The organism is Capnocytophaga sp. G2 (genome assembly GCF_035282625.1).
GTDB lineage: Bacteria > Bacteroidota > Bacteroidia > Flavobacteriales > Flavobacteriaceae > Capnocytophaga.
Genome location: NZ_JAYKBU010000004.1, coordinates 72,240 through 88,812 on the forward strand (window position 1 = coordinate 72,240; position 16,573 = coordinate 88,812).

Here is a 16,573-nt window from a genome sequence, read left to right on the forward strand (position 1 = left end):
CTTTTTTTCTTAATTTTGTACCCTGATAGCTGATTATTTATGACTTACCAGAATATTCATATCAACAATGCTACCCCTGAGGATTTTGCCCAAGGAGCACACACGACCCTATATTATATCTTTCTCTTACAGGGAGATAGCCTCTTTAGTGTCGACTTCAACGACTATACTTCCCAAGGCTATTCCCTGCTGTTCCTCTCCCCTTACCAGTATTTCCAATGGAAAGAAATCGCACCCAAAATGGACTTTATCGCCTTCCATGGGGATTTCTATTGTATAGAGTATCACAAGAAGGAAGTAGCTTGTAACGGCTTATTATTCAACAATATATACCAACAACCCCATTTTGAGGTCTCTCAGGCGGTTTTTGGAGAACTCAAGGGGCTATTGGACAAAATGCAAGCCATTGCTTCAGACTCCAATCCTTACCAAATTGCAGTACTTAAGAGCTATTTACAACTAATCTTGGCCATCGGAAGCCGAGAAAAACAGCACTTTTTGAGCCACTTGAAAGAAGAGAACCCTTTGCAAAACCCTGTGGCCAATTTCCAAGAGCTTTTGGAGGCCAACTTTCTCAAGGAAAAGGATATCAGCTTCTATGCCGAGGCCTATCACCTTTCAATCAGTGCTTTCTCCAAGCGTATCAAGCAGTATTATGGGAAGACCCCTTCGGCGCTGCTAAGGGAGCGCTTGGTTTTGGAGGCCAAAAAGCTACTGCACCTCACCCATAAGTCGGTCAAGGAAATCGCCTTTGAACTCTGCTTTGAGGATGCTTTCTACTTCAGCCGTTATTTCAAGAAGGAAGTAGGGGTTTCCCCAAAGCAATTTAGGGAGAGTGTAGGAATTTCGATAGTGGCAAAATAATCTATGTTTGTGGCAAAAAAGTCCATTCTTATTTGGAAAATGCTTTGTATTTTTGCACCCTGAAAATAATACATAGTCATATGCAACAATTATTAGAAAAATTGGCTGGATTACAGTCACAGTTTATCAACTTTATTCGCATTGCGATTTTTATCGTAATGGCGTGGATTGGCGGCCTCAAAGTATGTCAGTACGAAGCCGATGGGATTGTTCCCTTTGTTACCAATAGCCCTTTTATGAGTTTCTTCTATGCCAACTCAGGTAAAACCGCTATTGATGAGAACGGTGTTACAGGTGAGGCTAACAAAGGTAAAGAAATAGCAGAATACAAATTGCACAAAAACCCAGAGGGGAAAATGGTAGCTGCCAATATAGAATGGCATAAGCAAAACAACACCTATACTTTCTCTTATGGCTTAGGAGCGTTCATCTGCCTAATTGGTTTGCTTACGCTTTTGGGTATTTGGTCTCCTAAAATAGGACTTATCGGGGGATTACTTACTTTTGGTATGTCTATCGTTACCCTTTCCTTCCTTATCACTACCCCAGAGGTATATGTACCTAACTTAGGGGGTGATATGCCTACCCCTAACCATGGCTTCCCTTACCTATCAGGAGCAGGACGCTTGGTACTGAAAGACATTATCATGTCGGCTGGCGGACTTATTGCCGCTTCTGATGCAGCAAGACGCCTGTTAGCAGAGAACAAATAAAGAACCTATCTAAGAAATAAATAGCCCCAAACCGAGTGGTTTGGGGCTATTCTTATTTAATATATTATGGTCTTATTTTCTGGTAGGTAGTGGGTAGGTACCCTCTACAAGAATGCTCTTATCTACATCTTGGATATTGCGATGACCAGAGAAGGCCATAGTAGTATCCATTTCATCATAGAGGATTTGTAGGGCACGAGTTACCCCTTCTTCTCCATAAGCACCCAATCCGTATACGGGAGCACGACCGAGCATGATACCCTTGGCTCCCAATGCCCATGCCTTAAGCATGTTCTGTCCTGTATAGAAACCAGAGTCTATCCATACCTCTGTTTGGCTACCTACAGCACTTACGATATCGGGTAAGGCTTTGATAGTGGAGATAGTATCGTCCATCTGGCGACCTCCATGGTTGGAGACAATAATGGCATCAGCTCCGTATTTTACCGCTTCTTGCGCATCTTCGGGGGTCATGATCCCCTTAAGGATAATAGGTCCTCCCCAAAGTTCCTTAATCTCGGCTATATCCTTCCAGCTAAGGCTTGGGTCAAACTGTTCTTTTGTCCAAGAAGAGAGTGAAGAAAGGTCGGATACGTTCTTGGCATGTCCTGCAATGTTGCGGAACGTCCAACGACGACTACCAAATACATAACGCAAGCCCCAAGGAATTTTAGTAGAAAGATTAAGTAGATTAGGAATGGTAAATTTTGGAGGGGTAGAAAGTCCATTCTTAATATCACGGTGGCGGTTTCCGAGCACTTGCAAATCCACAGTTACCATAAGAGCAGAACATTTGGCTTCCTTAGCACGGCGAATAAGGTCTTTCATAAACGCACGGTCACGCATCACATAGAGCTGGAACCAGAAGGGTTCTACACCTGCCTCTACCAAATCCTCAATAGAACAGATGGACATAGTAGAAAGGGTAAAAGGAATGCCAAACTTCTGTGCTGCTTTTGCCATGTGAATCTCCCCATCAGCCCACATCATTCCCATAAAGCCCACAGGAGCGGTCATAGCAGGGAATTTCACTTTTTGTCCCAACAGGGTAGTTTCAAGAGTACGGTTATCCATATCCACCAATATCCTTTGACGAAATTTGATAGGATTAAAGTCTGTTTCATTCTCACGATAGGTGGCTTGTGTCCAGGATCCTGTATCCACATATTCATAGAACATCTTAGGTACATTGTGCTTACAAACTACACGCAAGTCCTCAATATCAGTCATTTTTGTTAAATCTCTCATTCTATAAATTTTTATTATATTGTTTTTATTAGAAATAAATTCAGTAAAAAAGTATCTTCTCCTTTTCGGTGGCAAATGTAAGAATTTATTTTAGTATATGTCATATTTATTTCTTATTTTTTTTATATATGGAAGAAAGATTCCCCATTCTTTATGATAGGATACAAGTTAAAGTCACTGAATACCTGTAGACGAATATGTAATTCACATCAGTAAGATTTTGGGGTAGAAGCTAATAATCTTTACGATAGGTAGTCTTCCGTCTTCGCTTGAGAGGATCCTTGACCTCGGAGCGGAACATAGAGCGGAAAATCCTTACAATTACCATCACAAGTGACAAAGCGAAAAATATACACAGCACTTGTACCCATAGGGGTAATTCCTTGGTAAGCACTCCATAGATAAGTCCCGCACATAGCCCCATAGTCATAGTGAGAATGACCCCATAGAGCAACCCTTGGGCTAAATAGTTGCCATAGTTCTTCATAGGTCGGTCGGTAAGATAGCCGTAAATTCCCCAATAGGCGAAAACTGCAATGACAAAAAATATAATTAGTGCTATGATTTTCACTACAATATATACATCTGTAACAATGATCTCATCTGTGGAGGCTTTATAGCGAATGTCGTAGGAAGAATCCCCCCCTACATTAGTGGCAAAAGGCAGTGCTCGCTCTAATTCCTGCCCTGACTCTACAGTAAACGTAACCACAGGCGTACCCATTTCTACATATCTTGTGCGTCCATCTGAATCTCTTTCCTCACTCGTATAGGTATCCTCATACCTTACCACCTGAGCGGTATAGGGCTTAAAGTCACTATCAGAAGCCAGCTGATAGAGTTGTTTCACGGTACTTGTCCCTAAAAGTAACATAAAGGGGGTAAGCCCCACCAATAGGGAGATAGGCACCCAGATAAAAAAGGCAGTGAGGCAGCCCGCTTTCCCTTTGTCTTTATCCTTAGACTTACGATTGCTTTTTCTGATAATCAGATATGTAAGTCCTACTGAAATGGCAAAAAACAGGAAGACAATGATTCTATTGATAACTATTTCATCCATAAGCGGTTATTATTGATATATCCTTCTTTTAGAAGGTTTTTCACATTCAGATACAAAAATGGTTTTAGGCTCCACCTTGAGCTTTTTAAGGTCTGTCTGATAACACTTGGGTTGTACAAAGTCAAACCTATAATACTCAATATTATTTAGGGTATCCTTATAGATATTTTTACCTTTATCATACGCTAAAAAATCCCGATTAATAGGATCGGGCTTCACACTACCCCCTTTTATCTTCATAAAAAACGCCTTAGGTTCTTCCAAGTTGGAGATACTAAGGAAGTCTTTAAGCTCCTTATCCCCTTGGTCTCCCGACTTCTCCTTAGCAAAAAGCACCTTTCTTAGCTCTTTCATAGGGATTTTATCAATTCCTTTTTTGAGTTCCCGTATAAGTTGCTTACTGCTCTCTACATCAGCTTGGTTAAAAAAGAGCAAACACTCATAGCCCTCTTTGGTTACCAAAGCGCCTGCCCCATCTATCTGGTATTCTGAAAGTTTCTGAAAAGAAATAAGAAAGTCATTATTATCCTGTAAGTCAATCTGATAGGTATTCTTTAGTTCACCAAAAAGTTGAGCAAACCCGAACGTTTTCAGATCTGTAATCAGAGAAAAAGAATTCCCTACCTCTTCTCTTGAGAACGTATGTACATAGCGAGAAGAAAGACAATTGGGGTTATCATTGAAAACTGAATATGTTTTTCCTTTCTCAAATCGGATATAGTTTTTCCCATCTTCAAAATTAGCAAAACGAATACGGACTTTGTCTTTCCCAATAGAGTCATTCCGCTGCCCATACACAACAAATAGTGGTTCCTTTTTCGGTTTGAAGAGGATGATACCGTCCTTTTGAACCTCATAACTCCCTGGTACAGCTGTCATATAGCCCCAAAGGACAAATATTTTGTTAGGCAAGAGCATAATGCCCCCTCCACGCCCTCTGTAATTGCCTGAAATATCTTTTTCTTGGGCATATACAAGGCTTCCTATAAAAGAGAAAGCCAGCAATAAGAGTATTTTTGTTTTCATGATATCAGTTTTAAAATTTCATCTTTCAACTGCTTGCAATTACGATTCCTTTGAAGATTGGCTAATTAGCCATTATTTCTCTTCTTTGGGAAGGTCATTCACACTCGGAGACAAAGATGGTTTTAGGCGCTACCTTGAGCTGCTTAGGGTCTGTGATGCTCCCCTGTGTCTTGACCTGCAAGTATAGCCTAACTTCATCATCTTCAAAAGGCTTTGAAGTATAACTACCCGCCACTACTCTCCCATCTTTCTTTAGAACAATGAGTGCCGTAGGAGGCTCTATGTTCTCTGCATAAAGGAAAGAGATAGACTTCTGACTTATATCTTTTGATTTTTCTTTAGGAACAAAAAACCTTTTGAGATCCTCTTTAGGTACTTTCTTCAATCTTTCCTTAACCATTTTTAGTTCCTCCTCTGGCCATTTCCCTCTATGGAAAAAAGCCCCTTTTTCCCCTTCTAACTCCATAGGTACGAGCACTACATTTGCCTTCTCACGACTAAGTCTATCATAGTAAATCAAGAAATCATTATACGCTCCCAAGTCAAATTGCAATGTATTCTTAATCCCCTCTCCCTCAAATAAATAAGACACCTCTTCATCATAGTATCCTATATGATGTATAAGAGTAAGCGTACTACCTACCTCCTTCCTGTCAAAGGTATGTATATACTCGTGAGAAAAACAGTTAGGGTGATCATTGAACACACTATAGGTCTTTCCACTCTCATACTGAATATAGCTCTTCCCTTCTTCAAAATTGGTAAAGCGGATACGCACCTTATCCTTCCCAATGGAATCATTGTGATATCCATATACTAAGAACAAAGGTTCCCGCTGAGGCTTTAATAAGTAGACCCCATCGGGTATCTTTTGGTAATAGCCACGAATAACTGTCATATAAGTCCAAGCGGCAAAAGTCTTATTCGGGAAAAGCATAATGCCCGATTCGGGCTGTTTGTAGCTTTCTATTAGTTTCCTATCTTGAGACAGAAGGTTATTGGTTACGAAAAAGAAAGTCAGTAATAAAAGTGTTTTTGTTTTCATAAGCATTTTAGTCATTATTCAGGAAACAATGGTGAGATTTTTATTTTTAGTTTTTTCATATCTATTTCTGATTTTTTTGTATCTATAAGATTATATTTGTGATATGTCCGATCTCGTTCCGCCTCTTTATATATATTTTTTTCTTTATCATAAGTAATTTTCCCCATATATTCATAGGGAGAAGTACCCTCTCTTTCATATTTTTCTCTAAAGATAGTATTGGAATCCTCTATCCCTAATTGAGATTGTACCACCTTCAACATTTCTTTTTCATTTTCATTTTTTTTCCTGATATAAATATAGTTTTTTATTTCCTTTAATGGTGTTTTTTCTATATTAGAGCGTATTTTTGCAAGTGCTTCTTTATTCTTTTCTAAGGTTTCTTCTTCGTTCATTAAAAGAAGTATCTCCATTCCATCTTTATTCATAAAAGCAGCTATACTTTCCCTCTGATATAGAGAATAACTATGACAGAAAATGATATAATCATTATAAGCTGGATTCATACCTACTTCGTAAGCATTTTTTATGCCTACAAACTTCTTATTATATTCTTCAAAGAGGCTTTCCCCTATAAAAGTAATAGATTTCCCTACCTCTTTTCTATCAAAAGTATGTACCAAATCATTATCTTCGTTGAAAACAGAGTAATATCCGCCCCTCTCCAAGTGAATATAGTTCTTTCCCAGCTGAAAATTCACTAGCTCCACCCGTATTTTATCCTTGGATAAGTCCTTATCATTACGCGCATAGACCAGAAAAAGCGGTTCCTTCTGAGGTTGCAACCATATCATCCCATCTTTTTGTACTTGGTAGTCTCCCTTTACCCCTGCCAAGGGATTCCATAGTAAGAACTTCTTATCAGAGAGCAAGAAAAGCCCCCACTTACGCCCTTGGTAGAAACCTTCAAGTTGGTTATTTTGAGCCTGTATAAAGCCTCCTAAAGAAAAGAAAGCTAGTAATAAAAGTATTTTTGTTTTCATAAAGGTAAAGGATAACTAAGCAATCGAATATCGGTAATTATAGAAAGGGTAATAGTAAGACTATCGCCTTGAGTAAGCATCATATAAGAGCAAAGGGCAAAGAAAAAGAGAATCCTCTTTTTCATATAATTAAACTTTAAAAACACTATCCCTATAGCGCAACAAATATAGTAAATTCCTTTTAAAAAAGCAGAATTTCTTACGACTTTATTGCTATGTTTATTTTTTTGACTACCTTTGTCCCAAAATATAACTAATGAGTGCCATTGTAGCCATTGTTGGACGCCCTAATGTAGGCAAATCCACTTTTTTCAACCGTCTTGTTCAGCGCCGTGAGGCTATCGTAGATAGCATCAGTGGGGTTACCCGCGACCGCCATTATGGAAAAACCGACTGGAACGGACGTGATTTCTCCGTGATTGATACAGGTGGTTATGTAGCAGGAGGTGATGACGTATTCCAAAAAGAAATAGACAAGCAAGTGAACCTCGCCATAGAAGAAGCTGATGCCATTATCTTCCTAACCGATGTGGAGAGTGGTATCATGAGTACCGATGAGGAAATTGCCCAGTTGCTACGTCGAAGCAAAAAGCCTACTTTCCTTGCTGTGAACAAAGTGGATAATACCAAGCGAGCCATGGACGCCAATGAGTTCTACGCCTTGGGCTTTGAGGAGCTTTTCCCTATCTCCAGTGTCAATGGGAGTGGCACAGGTGAACTCTTGGATGCGGTGGTTAAGGTACTGCCTGAAGAGGAAAAAGAGGAGGAAACGACCCTCCCTCGTTTTGCCGTAGTGGGGCGCCCCAATGCTGGTAAATCATCCTTTATCAATGCTCTTATCGGGGAAGAACGCTATATCGTAACCGACATCGCTGGTACTACCCGCGATGCGATTGACACCCGCTATAATCGCTTTGGCTTTGAATTCAATCTGGTAGATACGGCAGGGATTCGTCGCAAAGCAAAAGTCAAAGAAGACTTGGAGTTCTACTCGGTGATGCGTTCGGTACGCACCATTGAGCACTCCGATGTATGTCTGCTCCTTGTAGATGCCACTCGTGGCTTCGAGGGGCAAGATGCCAATATCTTTTGGCTGGCACAGCGCAACAAGAAAGGCGTAGTCATCTTGGTCAACAAATGGGATTTGGTAGAGAAAGACACCCATACCACCAAGCACTTTGAGGAAGGGATTCGCAAGATCATTGCCCCTTTTACCGATGTGCCTATTATCTTTATCTCCGCCCTAACTAAACAACGTATCTATAAAGCAATAGAGAAAGCGGTAGAGGTATATCAAAACCGTAGCCAGCGTATCAAGACCTCCGAGCTCAACGAGTATATGCTCCCAATCATCGAGGCTACTCCCCCACCTGCTACCAAAGGAAAGTATATCAAGATCAAGTACTGTATGCAGCTACCTACCAACTTGCCTCAGTTTGTCTTTTTTGCCAACCTTCCCCAATATATCAAGGATCCTTACCGCCGCTTTGTGGAGAACAAACTCCGAGAGAAATTCAACTTTGAAGGGGTACCTTTGGATATTTTCTTTAGGGAAAAGTAATGATTTATAAAACCTTATAAAATTAATTCTATGGAAACTTTAATAGTACATGCTGAAATTCAAACCGTTAACATCCCCTTACTAGAGCAATTTTTCAAAAGAATCAATGCTAAAAAAGTTGTTTTTGAAAAGAAAGATCCAACCGAGATGAGTGAAAAGGAATACTTTGCAATGATTGATGAAGCTATACAACAAGAGGGAAAAAAAGTAACTATTGAAGAACTTAGACAAAGATATTTAAAATGATAAAAGAGGAAATAGAGCTAGAAAAGGAAGAATATACATTTGAAGAAACTAAAAAATTTCTTGATCACTTAGAGATTTTAAAAATCTCTAACAAAATAAAATAGAATAAAAAATATGAGAATTATTTTGTTCATCATTTTAGTCCTTGTATTTTATATCTTATCGATAGTAATGTACAAGAAATATCATGGCAAGAAATTACTATTCTATTATCTTGCATGCCTTTTAGGTGCATGCATAATGTATATGCTTAGTTTAGTTCTAGTCGCAAAGTATAGTACGGAAATGATGGATGTTTGCCATGATTTCTACAATTCTATACTTGTTATTATTATGACAAATTTAATAATCATTATAATGGAAGCTCTTGTAAATTTCCTCATTAAGTTTATGATGAGTTTCCATGTAAAATACAATGGTTTTGTTATGAATGATGAACGTATTCAAGTAATAGATAAGTTCAAATCCTTATTCATAAAATGGGGTAGAATCCTTTATCTAACAGGGTGTATAATTTTAATTACAGGATGTATGTTTAGTTAAAGGAGGTTCCTACTGTTTATTGTAAAACTCTCATTATAGAAACGATTTATGAAAGATATAAATAACAAAGAAATGTTTCCCATCCAACAATCTTATTCGAAAGAAGAACAGATTAAGCGTTATTGGAAATGTAACTATACAGCTGCAGAATCACAATTAGCGTATTGGATTCTGCTACCTAAGGACGTAAAACCTGTACAGATTGAAAAGCGACCTATAGAAGGACTTGACATTAATAATATCGGGCAATATGTTAGTGTTGACAAAACCTGTTCGATGTTAGAGGTCTCCGTATATTATGAACATTGTTGGTATGAAATGAACTCTGCAGATTGGCTTGCTAAAAAACTTAATCTGATGGGAGAAGATATTCTTCATTACAGAAAGATTAATGGAACTTCAACAGGAACCTATGCTGACATCCTCACGGCAAAGACAACAAATAAAGGTGAGAGTGTAATATCTCGTTTTTCAGTGCTAAAAGACTATGATCCTGATTTTTCAGGATCCAATTATTTTATGGTAAAAACATCGTGCTTTGAAGAAGATTATCAAGAAAGGATGTTCGATATGCTCCAAATCACAAATAATTGGGATTTGATAAACAAGACGAATTGGAACATGGCAGAAAATTTACAACCCTTTAGTTTCAACTTCAAACAAAATAATTTCACATTTTATTTCCCAACATCATGGAAGATGTTCAAGGATAGCAATCATGATAATTTGTCCACCCAACCTATTCGTTTTCTTCTTAAGCATGAAAACGAAGGAAAGAATATTAGTGTAGTCAATATATATTTGTATGCGAAGACAAGCAAAGAAAATTTTGAAAGCATCGCCTCTAATATAGAAACACGTTTAAAAAACATATCAGAATTTGAATGCAAAATACAAAAAAAGGTAGCTGATAATATTCTGAATCCAAAATTAGAAAAAGCATGGTACATTCAAGGAGATTTAGAATATCCTAAAAAGCAACTCAGAGCTTTTCTTATATCATATCTTATACAAAGTAATAGTGGCATCTGTTATATTGAATCAATTGGACCGAGACCCAGCTTAAATAATTATTATTGGGAAGCAAGCAAACGATGTATAGAGTTAATAGTCGAATCATTCAATAACTTGGATTTCTCCAAGGAATAGAATTTGTAAAAGGCTCCTATCCGAGATATTGATTGTAACGACTTCCTTTACTATCATATTTTATCAATTTGGAGTTTTTTATAATACCAGCTGTGTCTATTTCTTACAACTCCATCACCACCTGTGTTGGTAATGTACAAGTTTCGGAAGAGAATACGAGTGAAAATGGTAGTGTATATAAAGTGTCAGGAGAAACAGACGCCATTGGTAAAGATATTCCTTTCTCCTGCTCCTTATATCAAACCTACAGAAGTGATTTGTGAAGAAGCACAACGAGAAGTCTTCGACCTTATACAAGAAATCATTTTTTCAGACAATACATTGATTCTAAAAGGAATAAGCAAAGAAAACCAATACTGGATGGAGTACTATATCACAGAGGGGCAATGGGTATTACTATAGGTATACCACTTTCTTGGTCTCAAAAAAGTCTTCTTCAAAGACATCGGAAAGGTTATAGACAGCAGCAGAAGGAAAAGCCGACAATTCTTCAGTAAGGTCGCCACCTTTCAGATAGAGGATTCCCCGCTTATCTCCCTTATTGGTTACAGGCTTGAGCAGATGCTTGGTAAGCTTGTAGAAGTCGTCCATTTGGGTAACCGCACGGCTTACAATATAGTCGTACTGACCCTCAAGGGTCTCCACCCGTACCTGCTGGTAGGTTACATTGGTAAGAGACAAAGCATTGGCTACTTCCTGTACCACCTTTATCTTTTTGCCTATGGAATCCACCAAGTGGAAAGACACCTCTGGGTAGAGAATAGCCAGTGGAATCCCAGGAAAACCACCGCCTGTACCTACATCCAAGACCTTTATTCCTGACTCAAAAGAACATATCTTAGCTATTCCTAAAGAATGCAAGAGATGATGTAGCACAAAATGCTCCATATCCTTGCGAGAAATCACATTGATACGTGTATTCCAATCCTTGTAAAGGCTTATCGCCTCAGTATATTGTGCGATTTGTTTAGGGGTAAGTTCAGGAAAATACTTAAGTAACAACTCCATAAGGACAAAGTATTAAGAGTGCCAAAAGTAGGATAATATTTCCATTCCTACAAATTATCAAGAAAGATTTTAAAAATATTTGTACATTCCAAAAAATAATAGTACCTTTGCCGCGCTTTCTTTTATGGAAGCTTTACAGAGTTAAAAATAAGTAAACATTTAATTTAAGATATTAATATTCAATCCGATGAAAAGAACATTTCAACCCTCAAAGAGAAAAAGAAGAAATAAACACGGTTTTAGAGAACGTATGGCAACAGCAAACGGACGTAAGGTATTGGCACGCCGTAGAGCTAAAGGAAGAAAAAAACTTACTGTTTCCTCTGAACCAAGACATAAGAAATAATGTTTATAACTTTCTGTAACAAGTAAGGTGCCATCTGAAGATAGATAGCACCTTTTTTTGTTTTTCACATACTCACTTACGCAACTTTACTATTCATTATTTATTTTTCACTTATGAAGTCTATCGCAGAAATTCGTCGTGATTTCCCTATCTTAGAAAGAAAGATAGGTGAGAATCCTTTAGTATACTTTGACAATGGGGCTACTTCTCAGAAGCCTCAGCAGGTCATTGATAGTATTGTAAACTTCTATACAACGTACAATGCCAATATCCACCGAGGAGTACATACCCTCAGCCAAGAGGCGACTAATGCTTATGAAGAGGCAAGGAGAAAACTCCAAAAGCATATTAATGCAGCCAAATCCTACGAGGTGATTTTCACCAGTGGCACTACTGAAGGGATTAATTTGGTAGCTACTTGCCTTACTCCTTTTGTAAAGAAAAATGATGAGATATTAGTCCTCACTACAGAGCATCATAGTAATATCGTACCTTGGCAGTTTCTATGCGAGCGTACAGGAGCCATCCTCCGCCCTATTCCTATAGATGAAAAAGGAATGATTATTCTAGAGGATTTTAAATCAATACTCTCAGAGCGTACCAAAGTAGTCAGCTGTCAACATGTGTCCAATGCCTTGGGCAATGTACATCCTGTCAAGGAAATCATTACTTTAGCCCATAGTGTAGGCGCCGTAACTCTCATTGATGGTGCCCAGAGTTGTCCACACTTTACTATAGATGTACAGGACTTAGATGCTGACTTCTACGTGGCTTCAGGTCATAAAATGTATGCCCCTACAGGTATCGGCTTTCTCTATGGAAAAGAGGTATGGCTTGAGAAACTCCCTCCTTACAAAGGTGGTGGAGATATGATTAAAACCGTTTGTTTTGATAAAACTACTTATGCTGATCTCCCTTATAAGTTAGAGGCAGGAACGCCAAATATCTGTGGTGGTATCGCATACGGGGTAGCTATTGATTATATGCATTCCTTGGGCATGACTAACATTGCTGACCATGAACATGCCCTGCTAAGATATGCCCACAAGCAAATTCACAACATAGGTGGCATTACCATCTATGGTACAAACGATTTAGATCATAAGGCAGGAGTAATCTCCTTTAATATCAATGGTGCTCATCCTTATGATATAGGAACCCTCCTTGATCAAATGGGAATTGCTGTACGTACAGGACATCACTGTGCTCAACCTGTAATGGATTTCTACCATATTCCAGGTACCGTGCGAGCAAGTTTCGCTGTCTATAACACTCTTGAGGAAGTAGATAGACTCATTGAAGGTATCAGAAAGGCAATAAAGATGCTTTTATAATATTTTTAACTTATTCAAAATGAACTATTTCTATTGAGTAAAAAAATATTTATTTTTCACTTGTCAATTAAAAAAATAGTTGTACCTTTGCCATGTCTTAAAAGCCACATGCGGGTGTGGTGAAATTGGTAGACACGCCAGACTTAGGATCTGGTGCCGTGAGGTGTGTAGGTTCGAGTCCTATCACCCGCACTAAACTCTCAGAAAAGTTCTGAGAGTTTTTTTATATAAAAGAGTCTGTATGTTAGCATCTTTCCAAAATCATCTCCAGCGAAATTTCCCTTTTCTGTGGCAGAAAAGAATCATCCTTGCCATTAGCGGTGGTATTGATAGCGTAGTATTGGCTTACCTGCTCAAGGAATTACAAATCCCTTTCCTTATGGCACATTGCAACTTTCAATTACGAGGAGAAGAAAGTGAAGGTGATCAGCATTTTGTAGAAGCCTTGGCTCAGAAACTCTCAATGCCTTTGGAGGTCAAGCGATTTACTACAAAAGAGTATGGAAAAACACATGCACTCAATACCCAATTAGCTGCCCGTGTTCTCCGTTATGAATGGTTTGAACAAATCCGACAAAAAAAAGGATATGACTATATTCTTACCGCTCATCAGGCTAATGATTCTTGGGAAACATTTTTAATAAATACCTCACGTGGTACAGGGCTTAAAGGCCTTTTAGGAGTTCCTGTACAAAATAATACTATCTTACGTCCACTATTAGGATTCTCTAGAGAGGAAATTCTTGCTTTTGCTAAGGAAAATAATATTATTTGGCGTGAGGATAGCTCTAATAACTCCGATGCTTATACCCGTAATAAGATTCGGCATCATATCTCCCCTATTCTATCTCAGATACATCCCAATTTCTTAAAAAACCTTGAAAAGACCCAACATATCCTACAACTAACATATTCTTTTATAGAAGAACAATTAGAAAAGTACAGAAAAAAATGCTTTATCATAGGGACACCTATTATATTTTTAGTTAATATACTCAAGGATCATCCTCACAGAAGTTTTCTATTATATGAATTACTTTCCCCTTATGGGTTTACAGGAATAGAAATCTTGGAACGATTTTTGTATGCATCCACAGGTAAACAAATATTTTCCAACACTCATCGTATTCTTTCAAACAGAGGACAATGGCTTATTCTCCCAATAGAAAAAAATACTACAACTAATATCTTTTATATCCATAAAGAAGATAAAAGTATTGATTACCCTTTAACTATTCATTTAGAGGAGATATCAGCTATAGAAAAATCTAAGAAAGGAACCATTTTTCTTGATAAGGAAAAAATTCAGTTTCCTTTATGTATTCGTAAACGTAAAAAAGGTGACATTTTCTATCCTTATGGGATGAATGGAAAGAAAAAAACCTTAAGCAAATATTTTAAAGATGAGAAATATTCACTCTATGAAAAAGAAAATCAATGGCTTTTAGTAGATAATACCGACCAAATCCTCTGGGTAATAGGCAAGCGACCTGATGAACGCTTTCTCGCTACAAAGAATACAAAAAGAATATTAGATATTTCCATAAAAACAATACAATAAATATTAACCTAAAATATCCTCTTATGAAGAAATTATTAATTATATCCTCTCTTATTACTTTTATCGCCTGTGGAGGTGAAAATCTTAAAGAAAATCCTAATGATCCTTACAAAAAAATAGAAGAAATTCAAAAGAGGAAGGAAGTTTATACTCCTCATCTTCCAATAAACTATCAGAAGATAACCGTTCCTTCTAAACTAAAATATTACTATCAAAGCATTAATTTCAATAAAAATGGAGAAGCTTTAAAAGAAGATTTAGCAATCCTTACCATTACTAAACATACAAAAATCCTTGCTTATGGAGAGCGACATCCTTTTTTAGAAAAAGCCAATGCAGACCCTAACAACCCTCAGAATATTTTACTAGTCTACACAGGTGAAAGTCGTCCTAAGAGCCATATTCAAAAGCGCTATAATTCTCAAGGAGATGTGAATACAGAACATATCTATCCTCAGAGCTACTTAAAGAAATACAATAATCCTGAATCTCCCTTGGGCGATTTACATCATTTACAGTATATTGATAGCAACATGAACTCTTCTCGTGGAAACCTCCCTTATGGTGAAGGAAAAGGAGAAGCAAACAGAAGCACTAAAGGAAAATTCTGGTACCCTTCTGATGAATATAAAGGAGATATTGCTCGTATGATTATGTATATGTATCTGCGTTATAACCTGCCTTGGAATCATGTAAGCACTGAGGGAATAGGTCTTTTTCTCAAATGGAATGCTGAAGATAGAGTATCTCCTTTGGAACTACAACGTAATAATGAAATAGAACAAGCTCAAGGTAACCGTAATCCTTTTATTGATAATCCATACTTAGCTACCAAAATATTTGGAGAAATAAAGAATTATTCTCCTGAAAATTCTTGGAAATAACTTATTAAAGCGAAAAATTAAATCTTATCTCTTTTTTCTTGCTTTAGAAAAATAGAATTCATATCTTTGCACTACCCATAAGGATATAACAACTTTATAATAAAAACACTTTGCTATGAAAAAAATATTCTTTATTTCTTCCCTACTTATCTCTTTGATAGGATGCAGTGGAGAAAATTTTGCAGATATGCAGATTGAAAAACCTAAAAATCCTCAGGAAAATCCTCAAAATCCAATTACTCCAAATCATAAGGATTCTATTAAAACTCCTGATAAACCTACCCCTCCTCCCACACCTCCAAAACCTACCCCCAATACAGGGGATATAACAGTACCCCTAAAGTTGAAGGCTTACTATCAAGGTGTGGATTTCACTAAGAGCGGAGAAGTTCTTAAAGATGAGTTAGCCACCCTTACCATAACCAAGCACAGGACTTATCTTGGGTATGAGCGACGTCATAACTACTTACCTAAAGCCGATGCGGATCTCTCTCATGGAGGAAATGTTATATTGGTATATACAGGTGAAAGTCGTAATTATCAAAACCATGTTAATACAGAACATATTTACCCACAGAGTTTATTTAACAAAGCGGCTAAACCCAAAGGAGACTTACATCACTTACGTGCTTGTGATATTAATGTAAATTCCAATCGTGGAAATCTACCTTTTACTGAAGGAAGTGGAAAAGCTAGAAAAATAGGAAGAGGTTGGTATCCTTCCGATGAGTTCAAAGGGGATGTGGCTCGTATGATTATGTATATGCACTTACACTACAACCTTCCTTGGAATGCAGTAAGTACCAATGGTATAAAGCTATTTCTCAAATGGAATGCAGAGGATAAAGTATCTCCTTTAGAACTACAACGCAATAATGTTATAGAAGAAGCTCAAGGCAATCGTAATCCTTTCATTGATAATCCTTATTTGGCTACTAAACTTTGGGGAGGTGATACTGCAGAGAATACTTGGAAATAATCCATATCAGCTAGCTTAAGACT

19 protein-coding genes and 1 tRNA gene are annotated in these 16,573 nt (G+C 37.6%); 13 read left to right on the forward strand and 7 right to left on the reverse strand.

Annotated features, from left to right (window positions below):
- Window positions 1–39 precede the first annotated feature (39 nt).
- Both VJJ03_RS03610 and VJJ03_RS03615 read left to right on the forward strand, forming a co-directional pair.
- The gene (locus VJJ03_RS03610) at window positions 40–864 is read left to right on the forward strand and encodes a helix-turn-helix domain-containing protein (protein WP_323973908.1); all 825 of its coding nucleotides are present in this window, start codon (window positions 40–42) and stop codon (window positions 862–864) included.
- 80 nt (window positions 865–944) lie between these two features.
- Window positions 945–1,577: a DUF417 family protein gene (locus VJJ03_RS03615; RefSeq protein WP_323973910.1), complete on the forward strand. Its 633-nt coding sequence runs from the start codon at window positions 945–947 to the stop codon at window positions 1,575–1,577.
- Between the two features lie 72 nt (window positions 1,578–1,649).
- Here VJJ03_RS03615 and VJJ03_RS03620 read toward each other — a convergent pair whose 3' ends face one another.
- The 6 genes from VJJ03_RS03620 to VJJ03_RS03645 form a co-directional block, all read right to left on the reverse strand.
- Window positions 1,650–2,825 carry an alpha-hydroxy acid oxidase gene (locus tag VJJ03_RS03620; RefSeq protein WP_009746263.1) on the reverse strand — a complete coding sequence of 392 codons (1,176 nt, stop codon included), beginning with the start codon at window positions 2,823–2,825 and terminating at the stop codon, window positions 1,650–1,652.
- Between the two features lie 232 nt (window positions 2,826–3,057).
- Entirely contained in the window at window positions 3,058–3,885 is an 828-nt protein-coding gene (locus VJJ03_RS03625; RefSeq protein ID WP_009746264.1) for an ethanolamine utilization protein EutH, read from the reverse strand.
- Between the two features lie 9 nt (window positions 3,886–3,894).
- Window positions 3,895–4,911, reverse strand: a complete 1,017-nt coding sequence (locus VJJ03_RS03630) for a hypothetical protein (protein WP_009746265.1) — start codon at window positions 4,909–4,911, stop codon at window positions 3,895–3,897.
- 94 nt (window positions 4,912–5,005) lie between these two features.
- Complete coding sequence (locus VJJ03_RS03635) at window positions 5,006–5,956, reverse strand: hypothetical protein (protein ID WP_040358491.1); 951 nt, start codon at window positions 5,954–5,956, stop codon at window positions 5,006–5,008.
- A 14-nt stretch (window positions 5,957–5,970) separates the two neighbouring features.
- Window positions 5,971–6,939 (reverse strand): hypothetical protein, encoded by a 969-nt coding sequence (locus VJJ03_RS03640; RefSeq protein ID WP_009746267.1) that lies wholly within the window; start codon window positions 6,937–6,939, stop codon window positions 5,971–5,973.
- Entirely contained in the window at window positions 6,936–7,064 is a 129-nt protein-coding gene (locus tag VJJ03_RS03645; protein ID WP_009746268.1) for a hypothetical protein, read from the reverse strand. The genes VJJ03_RS03640 and VJJ03_RS03645 overlap by 4 nt, the downstream gene beginning before the upstream one ends.
- A gap of 131 nt (window positions 7,065–7,195) precedes the next feature.
- On the opposite strand from VJJ03_RS03645, the gene der reads away from it, so the two are divergent.
- From der to VJJ03_RS03670, 5 genes are all read left to right on the forward strand, one after another.
- Window positions 7,196–8,500: a ribosome biogenesis GTPase Der gene (gene der / locus VJJ03_RS03650; RefSeq protein WP_323973912.1), complete on the forward strand. Its 1,305-nt coding sequence runs from the start codon at window positions 7,196–7,198 to the stop codon at window positions 8,498–8,500.
- A 30-nt stretch (window positions 8,501–8,530) separates the two neighbouring features.
- Window positions 8,531–8,746, forward strand: a complete 216-nt coding sequence (locus VJJ03_RS03655; protein WP_009746270.1) for a hypothetical protein — start codon at window positions 8,531–8,533, stop codon at window positions 8,744–8,746.
- 357 nt (window positions 8,747–9,103) lie between these two features.
- The gene (locus VJJ03_RS03660) at window positions 9,104–9,289 is read left to right on the forward strand and encodes a hypothetical protein (protein WP_323973914.1); all 186 of its coding nucleotides are present in this window, start codon (window positions 9,104–9,106) and stop codon (window positions 9,287–9,289) included.
- Between the two features lie 72 nt (window positions 9,290–9,361).
- Window positions 9,362–10,438, forward strand: coding sequence for a hypothetical protein (locus VJJ03_RS03665; protein ID WP_323973916.1), 1,077 nt, complete (start codon window positions 9,362–9,364; stop codon window positions 10,436–10,438).
- Window positions 10,439–10,603: 165 nt separating this feature from the next.
- On the forward strand, window positions 10,604–10,840 hold the full coding sequence (locus tag VJJ03_RS03670; protein ID WP_009746273.1) for a hypothetical protein: 237 nt from the start codon (window positions 10,604–10,606) through the stop codon (window positions 10,838–10,840).
- Here the strand turns inward: VJJ03_RS03670 and rsmG are convergent.
- On the reverse strand, window positions 10,835–11,446 hold the full coding sequence (gene rsmG, locus VJJ03_RS03675) for a 16S rRNA (guanine(527)-N(7))-methyltransferase RsmG (RefSeq protein ID WP_323973918.1): 612 nt from the start codon (window positions 11,444–11,446) through the stop codon (window positions 10,835–10,837). The genes VJJ03_RS03670 and rsmG overlap by 6 nt on opposite strands.
- 187 nt (window positions 11,447–11,633) lie before the next feature.
- Here rsmG and rpmH point away from each other — a divergent pair, with 187 nt between their 5' ends.
- The 6 genes from rpmH to VJJ03_RS03705 all read left to right on the forward strand — a co-directional run bounded on the left by rpmH (window position 11,634) and on the right by VJJ03_RS03705 (window position 16,550).
- Entirely contained in the window at window positions 11,634–11,792 is a 159-nt protein-coding gene (rpmH, locus tag VJJ03_RS03680) for a 50S ribosomal protein L34 (RefSeq protein ID WP_002669412.1), read from the forward strand.
- Between the two features lie 113 nt (window positions 11,793–11,905).
- Entirely contained in the window at window positions 11,906–13,126 is a 1,221-nt protein-coding gene (locus VJJ03_RS03685) for a cysteine desulfurase (RefSeq protein WP_323973920.1), read from the forward strand.
- A gap of 110 nt (window positions 13,127–13,236) precedes the next feature.
- Window positions 13,237–13,318, forward strand: a tRNA-Leu gene (locus VJJ03_RS03690).
- Between the two features lie 49 nt (window positions 13,319–13,367).
- Window positions 13,368–14,687 (forward strand): tRNA lysidine(34) synthetase TilS, encoded by a 1,320-nt coding sequence (gene tilS, locus VJJ03_RS03695; protein WP_323973922.1) that lies wholly within the window; start codon window positions 13,368–13,370, stop codon window positions 14,685–14,687.
- Window positions 14,688–14,710: 23 nt separating this feature from the next.
- A complete protein-coding gene (locus tag VJJ03_RS03700) occupies window positions 14,711–15,571 on the forward strand; it encodes an endonuclease I family protein (RefSeq protein WP_323973924.1) in 861 nt (286 codons plus the stop codon).
- A 115-nt stretch (window positions 15,572–15,686) separates the two neighbouring features.
- Complete coding sequence (locus VJJ03_RS03705) at window positions 15,687–16,550, forward strand: endonuclease I family protein (RefSeq protein ID WP_009746278.1); 864 nt, start codon at window positions 15,687–15,689, stop codon at window positions 16,548–16,550.
- The last annotated feature ends 23 nt before the right edge of the window (window positions 16,551–16,573 follow it).